Raw genomic sequence first — 21,515 nt, 5'->3', positions numbered from 1 at the left:
TTTTATATTATTCCAATTTTATATTCCATTTCCTAAGTAGTCATGTATCCAACACTTCATCCAAAGCCAGAATTGCCAATGATGGATAGAACGGGAGACCAATACAGAGTCCAGTTGTGGGATTAGTTCCCATAGTGATACTGAGATAACCCTTCTGCCGATGATGAACTGACAGTAAGCCATATCCCATATTCATCGTTTCTTTATGACCAGCCCTTGTATCAAGTATTGGTCAGAATGGCAAAGATTCATTATATCCTTACCGGCTGAATAATAATATCCCTTCAGTTCCATACCTTAATGCTTCACAAGGCAGGGGACATGAACGGGCAATGGATAGACGTACCTTGGTGTATGTGGAGAGAGTTTTATATTTCCTCCACTTGTTTTCCGGCACTGTCATTGGTTTGCCCGTCGATTATAGTCGTGAAGTAACTATATTGTTCCTATTTACTTTTTATCTTGATTTATTATCTTTTGTGGTTTTAATTCTTGAATCTATATTCTTTCACAAATGGTGTTTTAGTATTATATATAGATAAAATAATATCATATCATTCACATGGTAATCTTAACACAGCAGGATTATTAGTTTATATAGGCTATTATTATGTATGTATAGTATTATATGCATTGTATGCTGATACTGTACGTTATGTATTATATATAGATAATAAAGTATTATTATTATTTATACTTGTTTTCTATTTTTGCATAAAACAAATGAAAACACGATAACAATGCGGATATTTCCATCAGAAATATATATCCATTGTTGAAATAATCGTTTTATGAAGTTTATGTTTCTGTTATATGTAACCATATTTATCAGACAATATTAAAACGGTTATTATATATGGATTTTCTAATCTTAATCAAGTTATGGCTGTATTGGATATTATAATGAGGATGAGACAAGAGATGGAGGAGGAGCTGGTTTCCAATATCCTCCCCTTCTGGATAAATAGAATGACGGATGAAGTGAACGGCGGTTTCTACGGCCGTATCACGGGCCGGGAGGAGGTGAAGCCCGAAGCAGAAAAGGGGGCAATCCTGAACGCCCGCATCTTGTGGACCTTCTCGGCTGCATACCGCTTGCTGAAGAGGCCGGAGTATCTGGAAACGGCTACGCGTGCCAAACGTACTCTTATCGACCGTTTCTATGACAATGAATTTGGTGGAGTTTACTGGTCTCTCGACTATAAAGGCAATCCGCTCGATACCAAGAAGCAGATTTATGCTTTGGGGTTCGCCATCTACGGGCTGAGTGAATATGCCCGTGCCACGGGCGATGATGAAGCGCTGGCATATGCCATCCGCTTGTTCGAGACCATCGAAGAGCATAGCTTCGACCCCGTGAAAAACGGTTATTGCGAAGCCTTGACCCGCGAATGGGGAGAAATAGCCGACATGCGCCTCAGCGCCAAGGATGAGAACGAGCGCAAGACGATGAATACCCATCTGCATATTCTGGAACCTTATACCAATCTTTTCCGCGTGTGGAAGGATACCCGTCTGGAGAGGCAACTGCGCAATTTGATAGGCCTTTTCACGGAATGGATTCTGAATATCAAGACCGGTCATCTGGAATTGTTCTTCAATGATGATTGGGTTAGTAAATACCGCATTGTCTCCTATGGGCACGACATCGAAGCCTCCTGGTTGATACACGAGGCTGCCCTTGTTCTGGGCGATAAGGATCTCCTGGAGAAAGTGGAACCACTTGTAGAATACATCGCTGCCGCTGCCGATGAAGGATTGACGCCCGACGGCAGCATGATATACGAGACTTTTCTGGATAAAGGAAAGACCGATACTGACCGCCACTGGTGGGTGCAGGCCGAGAACGTAGTGGGACATGCCAACCTCTACCAGCACTTTGATGACGAAGTGGCCATGCAGAAGGCTCTCCGATGTTGGGACTTCATCAAGCAGCATCTGGTAGACTACAAGTACGGAGAATGGCATTGGAGCGTGCGTGCCGACGGCACGGTGAACACCGATGATGACAAGGCGGGATTCTGGAAATGTCCGTATCACAACGGACGTATGTACATGGAAATAATGGATTGTTTTTTGCCTGAAACTCATAAAAAACAGTGACCCTATAATCAAATACACTCATAATGATCAGTATGGAATCATTATGTGGATTCGCAAACACCTATTGTTTAACTTAAATTATTTTTTATGAAACATGTACTTATTCAAGAGAGGAAAAGTCTATTTCTTTTTCTAAGGTATTTACTTCTTTTATTCGTAATGCCAACGGAACTCATTGCCCAGAGTATTACTATTTCAGGAACCGTAACAGACAGTAACAAGGAGGCCGTTATCGGTGCTAATGTCCTATTGAAAGGAACATCAACCGGAACAATTACTGATGTGGAGGGTAAATATCAGTTGACCGTTCCTGAAAATGGAACATTGGTTTTTTCTTCTGTGGGATATACTTCCCAAGAAATAGCAGTAAACAAACGTCGGATAATAAATGTCACTTTAAGCGATGACATCATGTTGATTGATGAAGTGGTGGTGGTAGGTTATGGTACAGTAAGAAAATCGGATTTGACAGGTTCAGTAGGCAAGGTCACTACCAGTGAACTGAATCAGCTTTCTACTACCGATATTGGTCAGGCTATTGCCGGTCGTGTAGCAGGTGTAGACGTAACCAGCAATTCAGGAGCACCGGGTGCCGGAACTAAAATCCGAGTACGTGGCTATGGAACTATAAACTCTTCTGACCCACTATATGTGGTGGATGGGTTTCCTGTATCTGACATTGATTATTTATCACCACAGGATATTGAAAGCCTTGAAATATTGAAGGATGCATCGGCTACAGCTATTTATGGATCACGTGGTGCTAATGGAGTGGTACTGATAAAAACCAAAGGAGGACAGTATAATTCAAAGACAAGCATCAACGCCACCGCCTATATTAGTATGGCCAAAACGACCAAGCATATGGATTTACTAAATGCCTGGGAATTTGCTACACTAAAGAAAGAGCTTGCTGCCAACAGCAATACACCGCTAAGTGCCCGCGATGAAGCGATGTACAACTACGTCATCGACAATAAATACGAAGGAACAAACTGGGAAGACGAAGTGTCGCGCACGGGCTATTCACAGAATTACAATCTGGACATCAACGGAGGTACGGATCGCCAAACCTTTAGCATAGGTGCTACTTACGCTAAGCAAGAAGGTGTCTTGAAATATAATTCTATGGACATCTTGACAGGACGTATCAACAACACCTACAAATTGCCCTTGGACCTGACACTGGGCATCAATGCGGTCTATTCGCATCGTAGTTCAAAGGGAGGAAACGGTGACGGAAATTACTTCGGCTCCATTTGGCCGGCCGTGATGCGTGCCGATCCGATGATTCCAGCATGGGATGAATACAACGACAACTGGGGCGAGATTCTATTCAGCGATCCGTCTTACCATCCTGCACGTTCCATTTATTTGGGCTCAGACAAATACGGACACTCCATCAGCAATATGTTCGTAGGTAACTTCACGCTACAAATGGACAATATTGCCAAGGTTAAAGGCCTGTCATTTCGTACCCAATATGGTATACGAGCCAACTTTAATGAGAGCAAACGCTATACGCCCGTCTGGTACGTAGCCTCTAACCAGAACAACACCAATAGCTCGCTGACCATGTCACGCAACAACTTCACTTCCTGGTTGTGGAATGGCTATTTGATGTACAACCGTGTGATAGGCAAGCACAGTATCAATTCTACATTGGGTGCTGAAATTCAGGATTTTCGTTACTCAACCCTGAGCGGTACGGCTGCCGATGTACCTGAAAATCCTAACTTATGGTACATAGATAACTCACTGACGCAGTCTTCCAAAACATCGTCGAACTCCATGCCCACTATCTCGCGTATGGCTTCCTACTTCGGACGCATCAACTATACATTTGCTTCCAAATACCTGTTGACTGTAACCGGTCGTTATGACGGTACGTCCAAGTTTGCAGACTCCCAAAAGTGGGGATTCTTCCCATCATTCTCTCTGGGCTGGAATGCCCACGAAGAAGAGTTCTTGAAAGACAAGACACCTTTCGAGCAACTGAAAGTGAGAATGGGCTGGGGCCAAGTAGGAAATGAAGCTAGTGCCGCACAGTTCGGTTACATCTCTCTGATGAATTCCAGCTACAGGGCTGTCATCGGCGATCAATTACAGCAGGGAGAGATACAACGCACATTCGCCAACTCCGAGCTGGCTTGGGAAACAGCTGAACAGGTGAACTTCGGGATTGATTTCGGAACCTTAAACATGCGTCTGACCGGTACAATTGATTACTTTGTACGTACTACCAAAGATATGATTCTGCGTACCCCAATCCCTCTGTATGTTGGAATGGGACGTGCCAACACCAATGCTGGCTCTATGCGTAACAAAGGTCTGGAAGTGACCCTCCGCTGGAATGACAAAATAGGCAAAGACTTTTCCTACTCTATTTCTGCCAATGCTTCATTCGTCAAGAACAAAGTACTTTCCCTTGGTTCACCAGACCCAATATACGGTGGCGGCGTAGCCCGTAAAGCGGAGAACTTTACCCGTACGGAAGTAGGACGGGAAATGGCCTATTTCTATGGTTATAAGACCGACGGTATTTTCCAGAACTGGGATGAAATCAACAATTACAAGACCCCCGACGGCCAACTGATTCAACCCAACGCAGCACCTGGTGACGTAAAATTTCTGAAGACAGCCAATGACGGACTACCTCTGAATCCCGAAGATCGTACCTACTTGGGTAGCGGCATGCCAGATGCTACATTTGGCCTCAACCTGACCGCCAACTACAAAGGCTTCGATTTCTCTATGTTCATGCAGTCATGCGTGGGCAATGAGATAGCCAATGCCCTCGTGATGGACATATACTCTTCTGAATTTGGCCAATGGAACATGTCTAAGAAGATGATGAATCGCTGGCATGGCGAAGGAACCACCAACGTCTATCCCAGACTGATTGCCTCTGACCCGAATGAAAACGCACGTTTTTCCGATCGCTATGTGGAGGACGGTTCTTATCTGCGCATGAAAAACCTCCAGCTTGGCTATACGTTACCCAGCACGTTCACCAAGAAATTCAATGTCAGCAAACTACGTATTTACGGCTCAATAGACAACGTCTTCGTATTGACAAAATATAGCGGATTTGATCCTGAGATGGGAGACCTTCTGGGGAATCCGCTAAGCATCGGAGTTGACCTTGCCTCGTATCCGCGTCCGCGTACCTTCGTATTGGGTTTTAACATTTCCTTATAATCTTAAAATATCTTCATTATGAAATTGAAAATCAGACTAAGCAATAATAAAATCATAGCTGGTGCGTTGATGAGCATTGCTCTGATAAATAGTGGCTGCAATGACTTCCTAAACAAAGTACAGCCACAAGGACAAGAATCAAGTATCACTTTCATGCAGACTCAAGACAATGTAGAACTTGCTATTGTTGGGCTGTATAATATGCTTACATTCAGCCGCGGCAGTGGTCCGGATGGCGATTGGGTGGACAATCATTTTGACTGTTACTTTGGCAGCATGATGTCAGACGATTCAGAGAAAGGGAGTCAGCCTGCTGACAATCCCAATGGCCTAACACAGCTCACCATGTTCCAGCTCACGCCTTCACTAGCCTTGAACAACTACTTCTACATACATGGCTTCTGGGGTGTTTCGCGTGCAAACTTCATCCTGGACAATATAGCCAATGCCAATTTTCCTGCTAATATAAAACAACGCATGATGGGTGAAGCACACTTCTTCCGAGCTTACTACTATTATTATTTGTTGCAGCATTATGGTGGCATGCCTATCTTCCGTTCTTCGGTCACGGCCTCTGACTTCGGTTCCATTCCTCGTTCCTCCTACTCGGAAACCATGCAGTTCATCATTGACGAGTTGAAAGAGGCCGAAGAATTGTTGCCCAACCGGGAAGAATACGGCTCAAGTGATTTGGGACGTGCTTCTAAAGGCGCTGCTCGTGGTATGTTGGCACGTGTCATGCTCTACAGACTAGGTACAGATGCTGAATGTTCGAACACTTGGCAAGACCTATATGACATCACAAACTCCATCATCACTTCCGGAAGTTATCAGTTAGTGCCTAATTACGCCACCTTGTTCGAGGAAATCACTGACGGCGATTACCGAAGGGAATCATTGTTTGAATACACTGGTAAAAACGGAAGTCAGAATGCAGGCATGGTTCTTTCTTGGTTCTTCGAGAGAAATAGAAGCGCAGCCGGCGGTTGGGGGTTTAACCAACCCACCCAGGATCTGGTAGACGCCTTCGATATAACCGACCCACGTCTGAGCTGTACAGTTTACGGCATCGGCTATAACAACGGAATCTTGTATGGTATTCCTTCTAATTTCCCTGACAGAGCTGGACAGATGATGACCAACTACTATAGTCGCAAAATGGCTACCTATGACGGTGAATCAGGGCGAGATGCCTTGCTGACTGGTACAACCAAAGCCATATTTGTTATCAGGTATGCCGACATACTGCTAATGCATGCCGAAGCTGCCTATTATTTACAAAGAGAAGATGAAGCTCGGCAAAAAGTCAATGAAGTGCGTAGGCGTGCCCGAGAATCTTCTTATTGCCAAGGGTTCATGATTGGATCACCTAGGGAATTCGTCTACCCTGACATTACGCCTAACATCCCAGACCTTGATAGCTCCGTAACAGGCCAGGCACTGCTTGAAGCCATCTGGAATGAACGCCGCCTAGAACTAGGCATGGAAAATATACGCACATACGACTTGATTCGTACAGGCCGTTTGCTTGACCGACTAAGCAAAGTAAAAGACCAATATCGCACCGGAGGTGCAGGTCCCGTCAATACCAACAACAATGCAGACATGGAAATCCGCATACCGGGCATAGGTAACAACATCCAGCAATATTGCCTTAAGGTAAATGTGCCTGGAATCGGTGGAGGTGAACGTTACTTGCCTTTACTGGCCATTCCCAACACTGAAATCACCTACTGGAACATTGAACCGAATCATAACAATTAATTTTATCTTTTGACATATGCAAACAATGAAACATTTCACCTATATCTTCCTACTTGCCCTTGCTGTATTGGTAGTGGGATGCAGTGACAACGAATTCGAGTTTTCTGAAAATTATGACATTCCATGGAAAATCTCCACGATAACAGCAGTCAGCCCTCTGAGCGCAGTACCGGGAGTTGCCATCACCATTCAGGGCGAGAACCTGGGCTCCGACCTTGTCTCAAGTACTGGTATTACAATCGGTACGGAAATCTGCACCATTGTGTCGCAATCTGCAACCAGCATTACAATTATTGCCCCCAGTTTCCAAACATCGGAAGAGCTTGATGTGACCGTACTAAATTTGCACAACCGCAAATTTGTATTTGAGAAAAAGTTCATCCCTATACTGGAGTAATCCTTAACATATAAAATTATGAATATGAAAAAGAGTATTAGTATTTTGATGGCGGCATTTGCTGTCAGCTTGTCGGTGCCTGCACAGACATGGCAACCCGCCGATCCGGACGCAACTCCGGAAGCCAAACAGCTTTTCACACGTTTACTGAACATCCAATCCAAAGGAATTATGTACGGGCATCAGGACGATTTGATGACGGGGCATACTTGGTGGTATGAACCGGGACGTTCCGATACCAAAGAGGCTGTAGGCGATTATCCTGCTGTGGCGGGTTTCGAGTTGGGTGAAATAGAATTGGGAGGGACTTTGAGCCTCGACTCGGTCGCATTCGCCAATATGGCTGAAAGAGTGCGCTGGTTCCATGGACAAAATGGTATCATCACTGTCAGCTGGCATTGCGTGAACCCCATCACTTCACAGTGGCCGGGAGTGAAAGAACCCAACGGTGCCGGTTCGGCATGGGAGGTCAAGATGCTTTCTGCCGACAGAATGAATGCGGTAAGAAGTATATTGCCCGGCGGTTGCAATCATGAGATGTTCAATTCCTGGTTAGAGAGGCTTGCCAAGAATTTCCATCAATGGCGTGATGAGCGAGGAGTGCTGATTCCATTCATTTTCCGTCCCTACCATGAACACTCGGGTAGTTTCTTCTGGTGGGGGACCGAACGTTGCTATGCCGAAGAATATGCCGCATTGTGGCGGTATACTGTAAACTTCTTGCGGGAGAAGGGACTACATAATATCCTTTATGCATATAACACGGATAAGGTTTATTCAGCGGAAGAGTATCTGAATGGATACCCCGGTGATGAATATATTGACATGCTTTCCATAGACTGGTATGGGCAAGGGGATGAATTCAACAAGAACATAGAGAATGCGCTGAAATTTACCACACAGATCGCAGAACAAAAACAAAAACTGCACGCATTGAGCGAGTGCGGCCCTATCAGTGCTGATTTGCAAAGGATTCTTGCCCAATATAAGACTTCGTACGTACTTACATGGCGTAATGCTCCTCCACGGGGTGGAAGAAAGCGTTTTGTACCACTTACGGCCGAACAGATAGCCCAATTGCCTGCGGATGCGCGTGCAGCTTATGAGAACAGGCTGAAGCAACCTAAGCATGAGGACTTACTTAAATTGATGAAAGCGAACAAACGGTATTTGTTTTTGAAGGATATTCAGAGCATTAAATAAATCCCATAACACATGAGAATAGAGAAAATAATGGTATTCGTTTCAGTCGGTCTTCTGTTGGCCGGCTGTGGCGAAGCACCATCAGACAAATATTCACGGGGGGTGGGTATTTATCCCGGAAACCCAGATGAGACATTCGCGCCTGAACTGGTGGAAGACAATGAAACATACAGAAATGTGGCTGCTCTCAAGGCGGCCTGGCATTCTTCAAGCTATGACTATAACCTTACGGCACAACTGGTAACAGACGGCGTCATAAGTACCGAGGAGCCCGGCATTATCAACGTTTCGACTCAAAACGGTTCTTTGAAGAAAAATGAGCGCGAATGGTTCTTTGATGACAAGCCCGATTCTAAATATATTGTTGAGGGTAATGATATCTACTTGCAGTTTGACTTTGACAACATGGATATAGAGACTGACAAGATCGTGCTACGTGGAGATGTGGTAGTTGATAGCCAAAAGTTGGGAGGATATGAAGTGGCGGCGTATGCAACCGCTGATGGTGTGGAGTGGGAGGAACTGAATAATACTAAAGGCAATGGCTATCTTGGTGCAGAACCTGCCGTAATGAGGGGGAGAGGTGCACGCAGTGCCGTGAAGGCAGAACCGGGCGCTTCTCCCGTAATATTCAAATATGACTATAAGCCTACTGCAGAAGAACCTCCTATGATGTCGTTCAACAACAGACGCGTAGGCCGTCCACTGACTTATGAAGTAAGCCTGAAATCCGTCAAGAAATATAAGTCATATAGATTTGTATTCAAGATGAATGCTGCCAAGGACTGGGCGTTCCATACACTGGACTTTTATAAGGATGGGAGTCTGGTTCCCGCACTCCCTTCCACTTCTTTCTGTAGTGTGTGGAAAAGTGCTTCTGCCGATGAAGAATGGATATACGTTGATTTGGGTGCCCCAGCCGAGTATGACAAGATCAATCTCTATTGGATAAACAAGGCCATAAAGGGAGTAATCCAGGCATCTGACGATGCCAGAATATGGACTTCTATCGTTGACCTGCCGGGGGGAAGCGGAAAAAAGGATGTTATCGAACTGGATGAAACGGTCAGGAGCCGCTTCGTCCGCTTGCTGCTTACCGAATCAGAGTCCGGAGCCCCCTATCAACTGAGTGAAGTGGAGATCTTCGGTAGGGGAGGACTGGTCCCACGTCCACGGCAGGCCCCTATAGAATCAGACAGCCGACAGTTCCTGAGTGGAGGCAATTGGAAACTGCAACGCGCATCGCTGGTTAACGGTTCGGGTGAGACCATTTCCAGAATTGGTTATTCGGATAACGGCTGGATTCCTGCCACCGTTCCTGGCACAGTGTTGGCAAGTTACATGAATATCGGTGCCGTTCCCGATCCCAATTTTGCAGATAATCAACTACAAATTTCAGAATCCTTCTTTCTCTCTGATTTCTGGTATCGCAATGAATTCATAGTAACCAATCCTGCAGATTATGTTTTTTTGAATTTTGATGGTATCAACTGGAAAGCGAATGTATTCTTGAATGGACAAAAGATCGGAAAAATAGACGGTGCATTCATGCGAGGTAAGTTCGATGTGTCGAAGCAGATTGTAAAGGGAAAGAATGCCATAGCTATACAGATTATCAAAAACGCTCATCCGGGGGCCATCAAGGAACAGACGGCTTACAGTACAGACCAGAATGGGGGAATTCCGGGAGCGGACAATCCCACTTTTCATGCTACTATCGGCTGGGACTGGATTCCCACTATCCGTGGTCGTAATATCGGTATCTGGAATGACGTTTTCCTCACATACAATGGAGCTGTTACAATTGAAGATCCCTTTGTCCGTACTGAGCTTCCATTGCCTGATACTACATCTGCCGATGTCTTTATTGACCTGACCCTCAAGAATCACTCGGACAACGAGGTGAAAGGAATGTTGAAAGGTTCTTATGGAGAAGCTTCTTTTCAGCAAGCTGTCACTCTTTTGCCTTGTGAAGAACATCTGGTAAAGCTTGATGCAACAAGGATACCGGAGCTCCATTTAGAGAACCCCAAGTTGTGGTGGCCGAAAGGATATGGGGCGCCTCATCTTTACGACGTTGAATTTTGTTTTGAAGTTGATGGCAAGGTAACAGATAGGACCTCTTTCAAATCCGGTGTGCGGCAGATGACCTATAGTGAAGATACATATAAACCGAGTGGAGGGCTGGCCTTCGGCTCTTTCGGGCAAAGTGAGCCACGACGTTTAAGCTTGTTTATCAACGGCCGGCGTTTTATAGGGTTCGGAGGTAATTGGGGGTTCGGAGAATCAAACCTCAATTACCGGGAACGGGAATATGATATTGCGGTGGCTTATCATGCGGATATGAACTTTACCATGATAAGAAACTGGGTAGGACAGATTGGTGACAAGGAGTTCTACGAAGCGTGCGACCGACATGGGATTATGGTCTGGCAGGATTTTTGGCTTGCCAATCCTGTGGATGGTCCCAATCCTTACTATACAGAGATGTTCAATGCCAATGCTTGTGATTATCTGAAGCGTATCCGGAATCATCCTTCCATAGGTATTTATGTAGGACGGAACGAGGGAAATCCCCCTGCTGGAATAGATGATTATCTGCGTGGATTGGTGTTTAGGGAACATCCCGGATTGTATTACATCTCAAATTCAGCCATGGGGGTGGTAAGTGGTGGAGGTCCGTATAGAGCACTGTCCCCGAAATCCTATTTCCAGTCTTATGGGCACGACAAATTCCACAGTGAACGCGGGATGCCTAATGTAATGAACTACGAAAGTATGCTGCTTACTTTTGGTACGGATAAAATAGAACCTGTGAATACATCGGAAACTCCCAATCCGGTTTATGGCCTTCACGATTATACATTGGGAGGAGGAAAGGGATCATCTGCCCAAGCGGCTTCCTCTTTTAATGATATGATAGAGAAGGCATTCGGACGCCCCCGGGATGCAAAGCAGTTTGCAGAATGGGCACAATGGATCAATTATGATGGCTATCGTGCAATTTTTGAGGGTAGAAGTGAGCACCGCCGTGGCATGCTGTTGTGGATGAGTCATTCAGCATGGCCTTCCATGGTATGGCAGACCTACGATTATTATTTTGATCCGAATGCAGCATACTTCGGTTGCAAGAAGGCCTCTGAGCCGCTCCATATCCAATGGAATCCATTGCGTGACGATATAGAAGTTGTCAATTATCATGCATTTGACCGGACTGGACTGACTGCTACGGCCTCGCTTTTTAATCAGGATGGGACATTGCAATGGACAAGGGAAACAAAACTAGACATTAAGGAAGACCAGACGGTTGCTTGTTTCCCCCTTGAACAACCTGAAACTTTATCTGACACTTACTTTATCAAACTGTCCTTGACGGACAGTGATGGTAAACAGTTGTCCGACAACTTCTATTGGAGGGGTAAGGAAGATGGTAATTACAAGTCTCTGTTACAGCTTCCAAAAGTGTCGGTATGCAAAAATGTTACCGTAAAGAAGACCGGTAAGGAATGGCTCATAAGGGCTGTTTTGAAGAATGAAGCCCGGACACCGGCTCTGATGCTCCGTTTAAAGGTGGCAGGTGAGAAATCAGGTAGGATGCTGCTTCCTGTATTCTATTCCGACAATTATTTCTCATTACTTCCCGGAGAAGTAAAAGAAGTGGATATACGGCTTTATGATGCTGATACATATGGTGAGAAGCCTGTATTGGAGGTATTAGGGTTCAATTTATGAGTATCTGTGAATATATACCATCAATCCATAATAATAAAGAATTGATATGAACCCACTGAAGGTCTGAAATTCTTTAGCGAAGCCATGAAAGGCAGATTGAAAGTTCAGAAATAAACAACGATATTCAATATCGCTGTTTGACAAACACAAAACAGATATACAAAATGTGGAATTATGTTGTATTGTTCCTTCGAAATTGTAAAGGCTATGTTCTTACAGAAGGGGAAATTCATGATTCTTGAGTGTGAAAAATGCATTTCGTTGCATTTTGTACCAACAATATAATGAATGGATTCATTTCAGTTGTATTTTCTGGATTTAAATTCATATCTGGGGAAGCGTGTCTGTGAAGATATGGTTCCCCTATCTTTTTTAGAAATTAATTCACTAGTGTCCGGAATAGGATTCCGAAACACTTTTAATTAATATTCAATAATTTATAATGCTTTGTCAAATTTTTGATAGAGAATCCATACTTTTGGTAGATGTAATCCTCTTATTTAGATTCATCATGCCAAACGGAAAGACTGCCTTTGCTCAAATCATAGATCTTGTTCCTGATTATGAACTTGAAAAATGTATTGACAAATATAACGGAGACTACAAAACCAAGAAGTTCACTTGTCGTGACCAGTTCATGGTTATGAGTTATGCTCAGTTCACAAGGAGATCTAGTCTTCGAGCAGTAGAAGCTACCCTTACCGCATTCTCTTCTAAGCTTTATCATTCGGGGATTGAAGCTCATACACAAATCCACTCTTGCAGAGATGAATGAAAATTTATAAAGATTTTGCACAGGTTCTCATCAAGCGAGCAAGCGATTTGTATAAGGATGATTATTTCAGAATTGGTCTCAAAGAAAAGGTATACGCCTTTGACAGTAGCACCATGAAACTTTGTTTGAACCTTTACCCTTGGGCTAAGTTTCATCATAACAAAGGAACTTTCAAGATGCACACTCTGATAAATCTTCGTGGTTCTATTCCTACTTTCATATGGCTTACAGAAGGAAAAGTCTATGACATGAATGGGCTTGATGTAATCTCCGTAGAGCCAGAAGCTTATTATCTTTTGGATAAAGGTTATGTTTCTATCGGCTTTATAACTACTTTCAAAAGCGTAATGCATTCTATGTAACTAGAGCTAAAGATAACATGAAGTGGATCAACAAACTGGTGTTGTCAGTGACTTGACAATAAGGTTTACGGCCTCATAAACGAATGGTGTATTCATGTGTATAACAGTTTTAGAACCACTTAATCCTTCTGAACCATACGAATGTCACTGCTGATAATATTGCCGACAAAAGTATGATGAAAATAAACGCGTGCGGAAAACTCTCCAGGTGGATGTCCACATTCATGCCGTAGAAACTGGCTATCAACGTGGGAATCATCAGTGTAATACTGAGGCTTGTCATACGTTTCATGATGGCATTCACATTGTTGGAGATGATGGAGGCGAAGGCGTCCATGGTTCCCGTCAGGATATCACTGTAGATGTTCACGGTATTGTATGCCTGCTTCAACTCGATGACCACGTCTTCCAATAATTCCAAATCCAGATAATTGGTGTCCTGAAAGATGTTTTTCAGCCGTCCTATCATCACTTCATTGCCACGGATGGAAGTGTTGAAGTAGACCAGCGTCTTCTGCAGCTTCATCAGTTGCAGGAGGTCTTCGTTGCGGATGCTTTTCTCCAGCTCTTTTTCGGCGGTGGCCACGTCGTTGTTTATCTGTTTCAGATACTTCAGGAACCAGACGGCAGAAGAGTAGATGATTCGCAGAATCAAATCCAGTTTATTGTTGACGACTATGTTCTTCCGGCGTGTGTGCTGGATGAAGTCCGGTATCAGCTCCGTGTGGTGATAGCAGACAGAAACGATGATTCCGTCATTGGTGATAATGCCGATGGGCACGGTGATGAACGGCACGCCGCGTTGGTTGCTCTGCATCGGGATGCGGAGGATGGTCAGCAGCCAGTTGTCTTCTGTTTCCGTACGCGGGCGCTCGTCCACGTCGGCTATGTCTTCCAAGAATGATTCGGGAACTTTCAGCTCTTCGGTAAGGAATTTGAAATCATCGTTGTCCGGGCATTCTACGTTGACCCAGCAGTTGGGTTGCCATTCGGCCTTTTCAGTGAAGCCGTTTTCACTGTAGAGATACTTTCTCATTGTTTGCCTCCTTTCAGGTTGGAACAGAGGCATTGCAGTCAACGTCTCCGTTCGTTTTATTGGTGAATATCAAATCAAAAATACATAAATCATTTGAAACAGTACGCTTTAACAGCTGTTTTTTGTACCTTTGCAGCGCAAAAACAGGTTCCTACTATAAAGAACGTTTGTATTATACAAAAAGATTATACAATTAAATTCGATTAATATTATGAGTAAGAAAGCCCTTTTAATGATTCTTGATGGCTGGGGCATCGGCGATCAAGGCAAAGATGATGTGATTTTCAATACACCTACTCCGTATTGGGACAGTCTGTTGGCAGCTTATCCGCATTCCGAGCTTCAGGCAAGCGGTGAAAACGTTGGTTTGCCCGACGGACAGATGGGTAATTCTGAAGTAGGTCACCTCAATATCGGTGCCGGACGCATTGTTTACCAGGATTTGGTGAAGATTAACCGTGCTTGTGCCGATGGCAGCATCCTGAAGAACAAGGAAATTGTTTCTGCTTTCTCATATGCAAAGGAAAACGGCAAGAATATCCACTTTATGGGACTGACCAGCAACGGTGGCGTGCACAGCTCTTTTGACCATTTGTTCAAACTCTGCGATATTTCCAAGGAATACGGCATCGAGAATACCTTCATCCACTGCTTTATGGACGGTCGTGATACCGACCCGAAGAGCGGTAAAGGCTTCATTGAGCAGCTGACTGCCCATTGTGAGAAGTCTGCCGGCAAGATTGCTTCCATCGTGGGACGTTTCTATGCCATGGACCGTGACAAACGTTGGGAGCGTGTGAAGGTTGCCTACGATTTGTTGGTAAACGGTGAAGGGAAGGTCGCTACGGATATGGTCCAGGCTATGCAGGAGTCCTACGACGAAGGCGTTACGGATGAATTCATCAAGCCGATTGTGAACGGTGGCTTCGACGGTACCATCAAGGAAGGTGATGTTGTAATCTTCTTCAACTACCGTAACGACCGTGCCAAGGAATTGACCGTTGTCCTCACCCAGCAAGATATGCCCGAACAAGGCATGCAAACCATTCCGGGCCTGCAGTTCTACTGCATGACTCCGTATGACGCCAGCTTCAAGGGTGTACATATCCTTTTTGATAAGGAGAATGTACAGAACACATTGGGCGAATATCTTGCTGCCAATGGCAAGACCCAGCTGCACATTGCCGAAACAGAGAAGTATGCACACGTGACTTTCTTCTTCAACGGTGGCCGCGAGACTCCCTACGATGCTGAAGAGCGCATCCTGGTTCCTTCTCCGAAGGTTGCCACTTACGACTTGAAGCCTGAAATGAGTGCGTACGAGGTGAAGGACAAGTTGGTTGAAGCTATCAAGACCCAGAAGTTCGATTTCATCGTGGTGAACTACGCCAATGGTGATATGGTGGGACATACCGGTATCTACGAAGCTATCGAGAAGGCAGTGAAAGCCATCGACGAATGTGTGAAAGACACCGTTGAGGCTGCCAAGGCAAACGATTATGAAGTAATCATCATCGCCGACCACGGTAATGCCGACCATGCTCTGAATGAGGATGGTACTCCGAATACTGCCCACTCTCTGAACCCCGTTCCTTTCGTTTACGTTACTGCAAACAAGGACGCCAAGGTTGAGAACGGTGTATTGGCTGACGTAGCTCCTTCTATCCTGCATATCTTGGGTATGGAGCAGCCGGCCGAAATGACTGGTAAGGATTTGATTAAGTAAGGCGTCAAAGCCGTAACAATATTTAGACGCGGATTATACGGATTCCACGGATGCTCTTAAAGTTGAGTCTGTGCAATCCGGATAATCCGCGTCTTTTTTCAATAGAACGATTATGATACAGATTGGTGATGTTGTGGTTTCTTTCGATGTCTTGCGCGAGAAGTTCTTGTGTGACTTGGGTGCCTGCCAGGGGATTTGCTGCATTGAGGGCGATGCCGGTGCTCCCGTAGAGCTGGACGAGGTGGAGAAACTGGAAGAGGTGCTTCCGCTGATTTGGGACGAGCTTTCTCCCGAAGCCCGCACCGTGATAGAGGAGCAAGGTGTGGTCTATACCGATTGTGAAGGTGACCTGGTGACTTCTATTGTGAACAACAAGGATTGTGTCTTTACCTGCTATGATGATAAAGGCTGTTGTTATTGCGCCATCGAAAAGGCTTACCGTGAGGGTAGGACCAACTTCTACAAACCCATATCCTGTCATCTCTATCCGATAAGGGTGGGGAACTACGGACTCTATAAGGCAGTGAACTATCATCGTTGGGATGTCTGCAAAGCCGCTATACTGTTGGGGCAAAAGGAAAATCTGCCCGTGTACAAGTTTCTGAAAGAGCCGCTTATCCGTAAGTTTGGTGAGGACTGGTATGCAGAGCTGGAATTGGTAGTGGAAGAGATGAAAAAACAAGGAATCCTATAGTTCTTCCGTGCGGAGACGAACCTCTTCTTTGGAGGAGAAGAGGGATAAAGGAAAAGCCCCGGTCAGCAGGATTATCCTGCCCGTCCGGGGCTTCCTCGTTGTAAGATGTGAGGTTGGTTATTTATTAAGCGTCAATATTTGCATACGTTGCATTCTTTTCGATGAAATCGCGGCGCGGGCCCACGTCTTCACCCATCAGCATGGAGAAGATATAGTCGGCTTCGGCTGCATTTTCAAGATGCACCTGCTTCAGCATGCGGTTTTCCGGATTCATGGTGGTTTCCCACAACTGTTCCGGGTTCATTTCACCCAAACCTTTGTAGCGTTGGGTGTGTACTGCGTTTTCCGAACCGCCGCCGTAAGTGTCGATGAACTTCTGGCGCTGCTGGTCTGTCCAGCAATACTCTTTCGCCTTGCCTTTGGTGCAAAGGTAAAGGGGAGGAGTGGCGATGTACAAGCAACCCTGCTGGATGACTTGCGGGAAGTAGCGGAAGAAAAGCGTCATAATCAGCGTGTCGATGTGAGAACCATCGACGTCGGCATCGGTCATGATGATAATCTTCTTGTAGCGCAGCTTGTCAATGTTCGCTTCTTTGCTGTCTTCACCGTCCACGCCGAAACGGATGCCCAGCGCCTGGATGATATTGTTTACTTCGTCGCTCTCGAATGCCTTGTGCCACATGGCCTTTTCCACATTCAGAATCTTACCGCGAAGCGGCAGGATAGCTTGGAACGCACGGTTACGGCCTTGCTTTGCTGAACCGCCTGCCGAGTCACCCTCGACGAGGAACAATTCGCATTCTTCCGGGTCCTTGCTGGAGCAGTCGGCCAACTTACCGGGCATGCCACCGCCGGACATCGGCGATTTGCGTTGTACGGATTCGCGTGCCTTACGTGCGGCGATACGTGCCTGGGCGGCAAGAATCACCTTGTCTACAATCAGCTTGGCTTCCTTCGGGTGTTCCTCCAAGTAGTAGGTGAGGGCCTCGCCCACAGCCTGGTCTACGGCACCCATCACTTCGTTGTTACCCAGCTTTGTCTTGGTCTGTCCTTCGAACTGAGGCTCTGCCACCTTGATGGAGATAACGGCAGTCAATCCTTCGCGGAAGTCGTCGCCTGCAATCTCTACCTTGGCTTTCTCCAGCATCTTGTTGTCTTCGGCGTATTTTTTCAATGTACGGGTCAGTGCACGGCGGAAACCTGCCAAGTGGGTACCCCCTTCAATGGTATTGATGTTGTTTACGTAAGAGTGTACATTTTCGTTATAAGAAGTGTTGTACATGATGGCTACTTCCACCGGTGTGCCTTGCTTCTCGGTGTTGATGTAGATTACATCGTTCATGAAGTGCTCGCGTGAGGAGTCTACGTAGCGCACAAATTCCTTCAGGCCTTCTTCCGAGTAGAAGATTTCCTTCTTGGCATTTCCCTCTTCGTCCTTTACGCGAAGGTCGGTCAGTGAAATCTTGATGCCTGCGTTCAGGTAAGCCAACTCGCGCATGCGGGTGGCAAGAATATCATAGTTGTAGACTGTTTCCGTAAAGATGGTATCGTCCGGCCAGAACTGCTGGCGTGTACCGGTAATGTCTGTTGTGCCCACTTCCTTGACGGAGTAGAGCGGATGTCCGCAGGAATATTCCTGCTGATAGATTTTTCCGTTACGGAAAACCTGGGTAGTCATATGTGTAGACAAGGCGTTTACGCAAGATACACCTACACCATGCAGACCTCCCGATACCTTGTAGGAACCTTTGTCGAACTTACCTCCGGCATGCAGTACGGTCATTACAACTTCCAGTGCGGATTTCTTTTCCTTTTCGTGATAGTCTACCGGGATACCACGTCCGTTGTCTTGTACGGTGATGGAGTTGTCCTCGTTAATGGTGACTTCGATGTGGTCGCAATAGCCGGCAAGTGCCTCGTCGATGGAGTTGTCCACAACCTCGTACACTAGGTGGTGAAGTCCTTTGCTGCTAATGTCGCCAATATACATCGCGGGACGCTTTCTCACTGCTTCCAAACCTTCCAGTACCTGGATGTTTTCGGCAGAATAGCTCCCGTTATTGGAGTGAATCTGTTCTTCAGTCATAATCTTTTTTCCTTATTGTAATAACAGAGCAAATATAGTGAAAATCCTCGGGATATGGTGCTAAACAAACGGATAAATTCGGGTAGTTTACAGCTTTTTAGCACAGAAAAGAAACTTGTGTGGAAGCAGGTAAATAGAGAGGTATAAATGAGAAAGGCCGGACTAAAAAGTCCAGCCTTGTAATATCTTTTGTGTAACAGTCAACTTAAGCCAGCTTGTTGATATAGATAGCCAATTTTGACTTCAGGTTGTTAGCCTTGTTCTTGTGGATTACATTAGTCTTAGCCAATTTATCCAACAGTTTTGTGATACCCGGATACATTGCTGTTGCTGCAGCCTTGTCTGTAGTAGCACGAAGCTTACGAACAGCGTTTCTCATGGTCTTGCCATAATATCTGTTGTGAAGTCTTCTTGTTTCTTCTTGTCTGATTCTCTTCAGTGATGATTTATGATTTGCCATCTCGACTAATCTTTTTTAATTCGTTTATTTTTTTATTTTGTAGCCCGTGGGGGAATCGAACCCCCCTTTCAAGAATGAAAATCTTGCGTCCTAACCGATAGACGAACGGGCCATCCTTTGGTGAGCGTTTCCGCTCTTGCAAAGAGCCTTTATTTCTCGTTTGCGGATGCAAAGGTAGAAACTATTTTTGAATTACCAAAACATTCGCAAGAAAAAAATATAGCTTTTTGTTGCTTTTTGTCCTAGGTTAACGTTTTGTTTATTGAAAATCAGTGCGATACGTGCTTTTGCTTTTTTACACTCCTTACCTTGTTTTTTTATTCTTCTCCTTTTGTTTCTCTTCTTTCGGGCTTTTTTTTGTAGCTTTGTTATCAGATTGAAACCAGATAAAGAAATCGGGAATGTTACAGAAAACACTGGGAATTGTGCTGCATACCTTGAAATATAAGGATACATCTCTCATTGCAGACATCTATACGGAGGTGGCTGGCAGGGCTTCCTTCATGGTGTCCATACCCCGTTCGCGCAAGGCGGCGGTGAAGCCGGTACTCTTCCAGCCGCTGGCATTGGTGGAACTTGAAGCCGATTTCCGTCCTAATGCCACTATATATAAGGTGAAGGAGGCGAAGTCTCTTTATCCTTTCGCCACGCTTCCCTACGATCCCTACAAATCTGCCATCGCTTTGTTTCTTTCGGAATTCCTTTATCGCGCCGTCCGGGAGGAGGCAGAGAACCGTCCGCTGTTTGCTTATCTGTATCATTCCGTCATCTGGCTGGATGAATGCAGGGAGGGGTTTGCCAATTTCCATCTGGTCTTCCTGATGCGCCTTTCCCGTTTTCTCGGTTTGTATCCCAACCTGGAGGATTATCATGCCGGAGATTACTTCGATTTGCAGAATGCTTGTTTCACTCCCTTGCGTCCGCAGCTCCATTCCAATTACATCGCTCCCGAGGAGGCGGCCCGCCTGACACAGCTGATGCGCATGAATTATGAAACGATGCATCTTTTCACCATGAACCGGTTGGAGCGTACCCGCTGCCTGAACATTGTGAATGAATATTATCGTCTGCATCTGCCGGATTTCCCGGTATTGAAATCACTTGAGGTATTGAAGGAGCTTTTTGATTGATTATCGTCGATGTAACGGCCCAATAAGTGTGCGCTGCCTTTATTATAGGAGTAGGGAGTTTTACTTACTGCTGTAAGGGTCGTTACGATAAGCTGTAACGGTCGTTACAATATAGGGTAACGACCGTTTCAATATAGGGTAACCTTCGTTACATCATTAGGTAACGGCTTTTACATCTTATGGTAAACGGTCGGTAAATATAATGCGTTGATAGATAGCGTATAATCTCTTGTGGGGGAGGATATGGATTGGTATGTAAAAAGCCGTGTTCAACAGACTTTGGACGCTGAGTCCCTCTGTTGAAGCACGGCTTATATGATAGGGGAAGTGTATTTCTTTATCCCAGCAACTCTTTTACTTTGGCTGAGATGGCGCGGCCTTCGGCAAGTCCGGCAAGTTTCTTGCTGGCTACACCCATCACCTTGCCCATGTCCTTGCCGCTGGTGGCGCCGACTTCGGCTATGATTTCCTTCAAGGCTGCCTCCAGTTCTTCGGCGCTCATCTGCTTGGGCAGATAGGTTTCAAGCACCTTTACTTGTGCCAGCTCATCGTCTGCCAAGTCCTGGCGACCTTGCTGTACATAGATTTCAGCGGCGTCTTTGCCTTGCTTGGTCAGTTTTTGGATAATCTTCAAAGCATCTGCATCGCTCAGGGTATCGTTGGCTCCGGGAGCGGTTTTGGCTTCAAGGAATACTTTCTTTACGTTTCTCAATGTTTCGAGAGCCACTTTGTCTTTGGCTTTCATGGCTGTTTTAATGTCTTCGCTGACTTTTTCAAATAAATCCATATTGTTATAGGTTTACTCCTGTTCCCCCGAAGGGGAGGAGGATGGTTTTACATATCGGG

At 45.4% G+C, this 21,515-nt stretch carries 15 protein-coding genes and 1 tRNA gene; 11 read left to right on the top strand and 5 right to left on the bottom strand.

What is annotated here, in order from left to right; translation table 11 throughout:
* Positions 1 to 882 precede the first annotated feature (882 nt).
* From NQ510_RS03190 to NQ510_RS03155, 8 genes are all read left to right on the top strand, one after another.
* A complete protein-coding gene (locus NQ510_RS03190) occupies positions 883 to 2,103 on the top strand; it encodes an AGE family epimerase/isomerase (RefSeq protein WP_005830450.1) in 1,221 nt (406 codons plus the stop codon).
* Between the two features lie 159 nt (positions 2,104 to 2,262).
* Entirely contained in the window at positions 2,263 to 5,304 is a 3,042-nt protein-coding gene (locus NQ510_RS03185) for a SusC/RagA family TonB-linked outer membrane protein (RefSeq protein WP_229031907.1), read from the top strand.
* A gap of 18 nt (positions 5,305 to 5,322) precedes the next feature.
* Positions 5,323 to 7,068, top strand: coding sequence for a RagB/SusD family nutrient uptake outer membrane protein (locus tag NQ510_RS03180; protein WP_005830446.1), 1,746 nt, complete (start codon positions 5,323 to 5,325; stop codon positions 7,066 to 7,068).
* 16 nt (positions 7,069 to 7,084) lie between these two features.
* Positions 7,085 to 7,465 carry an IPT/TIG domain-containing protein gene (locus NQ510_RS03175; protein WP_005830444.1) on the top strand — a complete coding sequence of 127 codons (381 nt, stop codon included), beginning with the start codon at positions 7,085 to 7,087 and terminating at the stop codon, positions 7,463 to 7,465.
* A gap of 24 nt (positions 7,466 to 7,489) precedes the next feature.
* Entirely contained in the window at positions 7,490 to 8,668 is a 1,179-nt protein-coding gene (locus tag NQ510_RS03170; RefSeq protein WP_229031906.1) for a glycoside hydrolase family 26 protein, read from the top strand.
* Positions 8,669 to 8,680: 12 nt separating this feature from the next.
* Positions 8,681 to 12,400, top strand: coding sequence for a glycosyl hydrolase 2 galactose-binding domain-containing protein (locus tag NQ510_RS03165; protein ID WP_005830440.1), 3,720 nt, complete (start codon positions 8,681 to 8,683; stop codon positions 12,398 to 12,400).
* Between the two features lie 442 nt (positions 12,401 to 12,842).
* Positions 12,843 to 13,175, top strand: a complete 333-nt coding sequence (locus NQ510_RS03160; protein ID WP_005830435.1) for a DUF4372 domain-containing protein — start codon at positions 12,843 to 12,845, stop codon at positions 13,173 to 13,175.
* Positions 13,172 to 13,537, top strand: coding sequence for a transposase (locus NQ510_RS03155; RefSeq protein WP_005830433.1), 366 nt, complete (start codon positions 13,172 to 13,174; stop codon positions 13,535 to 13,537). The genes NQ510_RS03160 and NQ510_RS03155 overlap by 4 nt, the downstream gene beginning before the upstream one ends.
* Before the next feature lie 109 nt (positions 13,538 to 13,646).
* On the opposite strand, the gene NQ510_RS03150 is transcribed toward NQ510_RS03155, so the two are convergent.
* On the bottom strand, positions 13,647 to 14,573 hold the full coding sequence (locus tag NQ510_RS03150; protein WP_005834540.1) for a magnesium transporter CorA family protein: 927 nt from the start codon (positions 14,571 to 14,573) through the stop codon (positions 13,647 to 13,649).
* Positions 14,574 to 14,784: 211 nt separating this feature from the next.
* Between NQ510_RS03150 and gpmI the strand changes: the two genes are divergently transcribed.
* Together gpmI and NQ510_RS03140 are read left to right on the top strand one after the other, a co-directional pair.
* Entirely contained in the window at positions 14,785 to 16,299 is a 1,515-nt protein-coding gene (gpmI, locus tag NQ510_RS03145) for a 2,3-bisphosphoglycerate-independent phosphoglycerate mutase (RefSeq protein WP_005830427.1), read from the top strand.
* Positions 16,300 to 16,411: 112 nt separating this feature from the next.
* Complete coding sequence (locus NQ510_RS03140; RefSeq protein ID WP_005830425.1) at positions 16,412 to 16,993, top strand: DUF3109 family protein; 582 nt, start codon at positions 16,412 to 16,414, stop codon at positions 16,991 to 16,993.
* A 124-nt stretch (positions 16,994 to 17,117) separates the two neighbouring features.
* Here the strand turns inward: NQ510_RS03140 and gyrB are convergent, their stop codons facing one another.
* From gyrB to NQ510_RS03125, 3 genes are all read right to left on the bottom strand, one after another.
* On the bottom strand, positions 17,118 to 19,079 hold the full coding sequence (gene gyrB / locus NQ510_RS03135; RefSeq protein ID WP_005830422.1) for a DNA topoisomerase (ATP-hydrolyzing) subunit B: 1,962 nt from the start codon (positions 19,077 to 19,079) through the stop codon (positions 17,118 to 17,120).
* Positions 19,080 to 19,284: 205 nt separating this feature from the next.
* A complete protein-coding gene (gene rpsT, locus NQ510_RS03130) occupies positions 19,285 to 19,539 on the bottom strand; it encodes a 30S ribosomal protein S20 (protein WP_005830420.1) in 255 nt (84 codons plus the stop codon).
* A 40-nt stretch (positions 19,540 to 19,579) separates the two neighbouring features.
* Positions 19,580 to 19,651, bottom strand: a tRNA-Glu gene (locus tag NQ510_RS03125).
* A 289-nt stretch (positions 19,652 to 19,940) separates the two neighbouring features.
* On the opposite strand from NQ510_RS03125, the gene recO reads away from it, so the two are divergent.
* Complete coding sequence (recO, locus tag NQ510_RS03120; RefSeq protein WP_005830412.1) at positions 19,941 to 20,669, top strand: DNA repair protein RecO; 729 nt, start codon at positions 19,941 to 19,943, stop codon at positions 20,667 to 20,669.
* Between the two features lie 337 nt (positions 20,670 to 21,006).
* Here the strand turns inward: recO and NQ510_RS03115 are convergent, their stop codons facing one another.
* Positions 21,007 to 21,456: a GatB/YqeY domain-containing protein gene (locus NQ510_RS03115; RefSeq protein ID WP_005830410.1), complete on the bottom strand. Its 450-nt coding sequence runs from the start codon at positions 21,454 to 21,456 to the stop codon at positions 21,007 to 21,009.
* Between the last annotated feature and the right edge of the window lie 59 nt (positions 21,457 to 21,515).

The sequence above is a fragment of the Bacteroides uniformis genome, from assembly GCF_025147485.1.
GTDB classification, from domain to species: Bacteria; Bacteroidota; Bacteroidia; order Bacteroidales; family Bacteroidaceae; genus Bacteroides; species Bacteroides uniformis.
The sequence above is the reverse complement of the archived record's forward strand: the minus strand, read 5'-3'. Positions and strand labels throughout refer to the sequence as shown.

Coding starts and splice junctions, on each gene's coding strand:
- NQ510_RS03175 (WP_005830444.1), top strand. CDS start 7,085: ATGCAAACAATGAAACATTTCACCTATATCTTCCTACTTGCCCTTGCT.
- NQ510_RS03185 (WP_229031907.1), top strand. CDS start 2,263: ATGCCAACGGAACTCATTGCCCAGAGTATTACTATTTCAGGAACCGTA.
- NQ510_RS03160 (WP_005830435.1), top strand. CDS start 12,843: ATGCTTTGTCAAATTTTTGATAGAGAATCCATACTTTTGGTAGATGTA.
- gyrB (WP_005830422.1), bottom strand. CDS start 19,079: ATGACTGAAGAACAGATTCACTCCAATAACGGGAGCTATTCTGCCGAA.
- gpmI (WP_005830427.1), top strand. CDS start 14,785: ATGAGTAAGAAAGCCCTTTTAATGATTCTTGATGGCTGGGGCATCGGC.
- NQ510_RS03140 (WP_005830425.1), top strand. CDS start 16,412: ATGATACAGATTGGTGATGTTGTGGTTTCTTTCGATGTCTTGCGCGAG.
- NQ510_RS03150 (WP_005834540.1), bottom strand. CDS start 14,573: ATGAGAAAGTATCTCTACAGTGAAAACGGCTTCACTGAAAAGGCCGAA.
- NQ510_RS03115 (WP_005830410.1), bottom strand. CDS start 21,456: ATGGATTTATTTGAAAAAGTCAGCGAAGACATTAAAACAGCCATGAAA.
- NQ510_RS03170 (WP_229031906.1), top strand. CDS start 7,490: ATGAAAAAGAGTATTAGTATTTTGATGGCGGCATTTGCTGTCAGCTTG.
- rpsT (WP_005830420.1), bottom strand. CDS start 19,539: ATGGCAAATCATAAATCATCACTGAAGAGAATCAGACAAGAAGAAACA.
- recO (WP_005830412.1), top strand. CDS start 19,941: ATGTTACAGAAAACACTGGGAATTGTGCTGCATACCTTGAAATATAAG.
- NQ510_RS03155 (WP_005830433.1), top strand. CDS start 13,172: ATGAAAATTTATAAAGATTTTGCACAGGTTCTCATCAAGCGAGCAAGC.
- NQ510_RS03180 (WP_005830446.1), top strand. CDS start 5,323: ATGAAATTGAAAATCAGACTAAGCAATAATAAAATCATAGCTGGTGCG.
- NQ510_RS03190 (WP_005830450.1), top strand. CDS start 883: ATGGCTGTATTGGATATTATAATGAGGATGAGACAAGAGATGGAGGAG.
- NQ510_RS03165 (WP_005830440.1), top strand. CDS start 8,681: ATGAGAATAGAGAAAATAATGGTATTCGTTTCAGTCGGTCTTCTGTTG.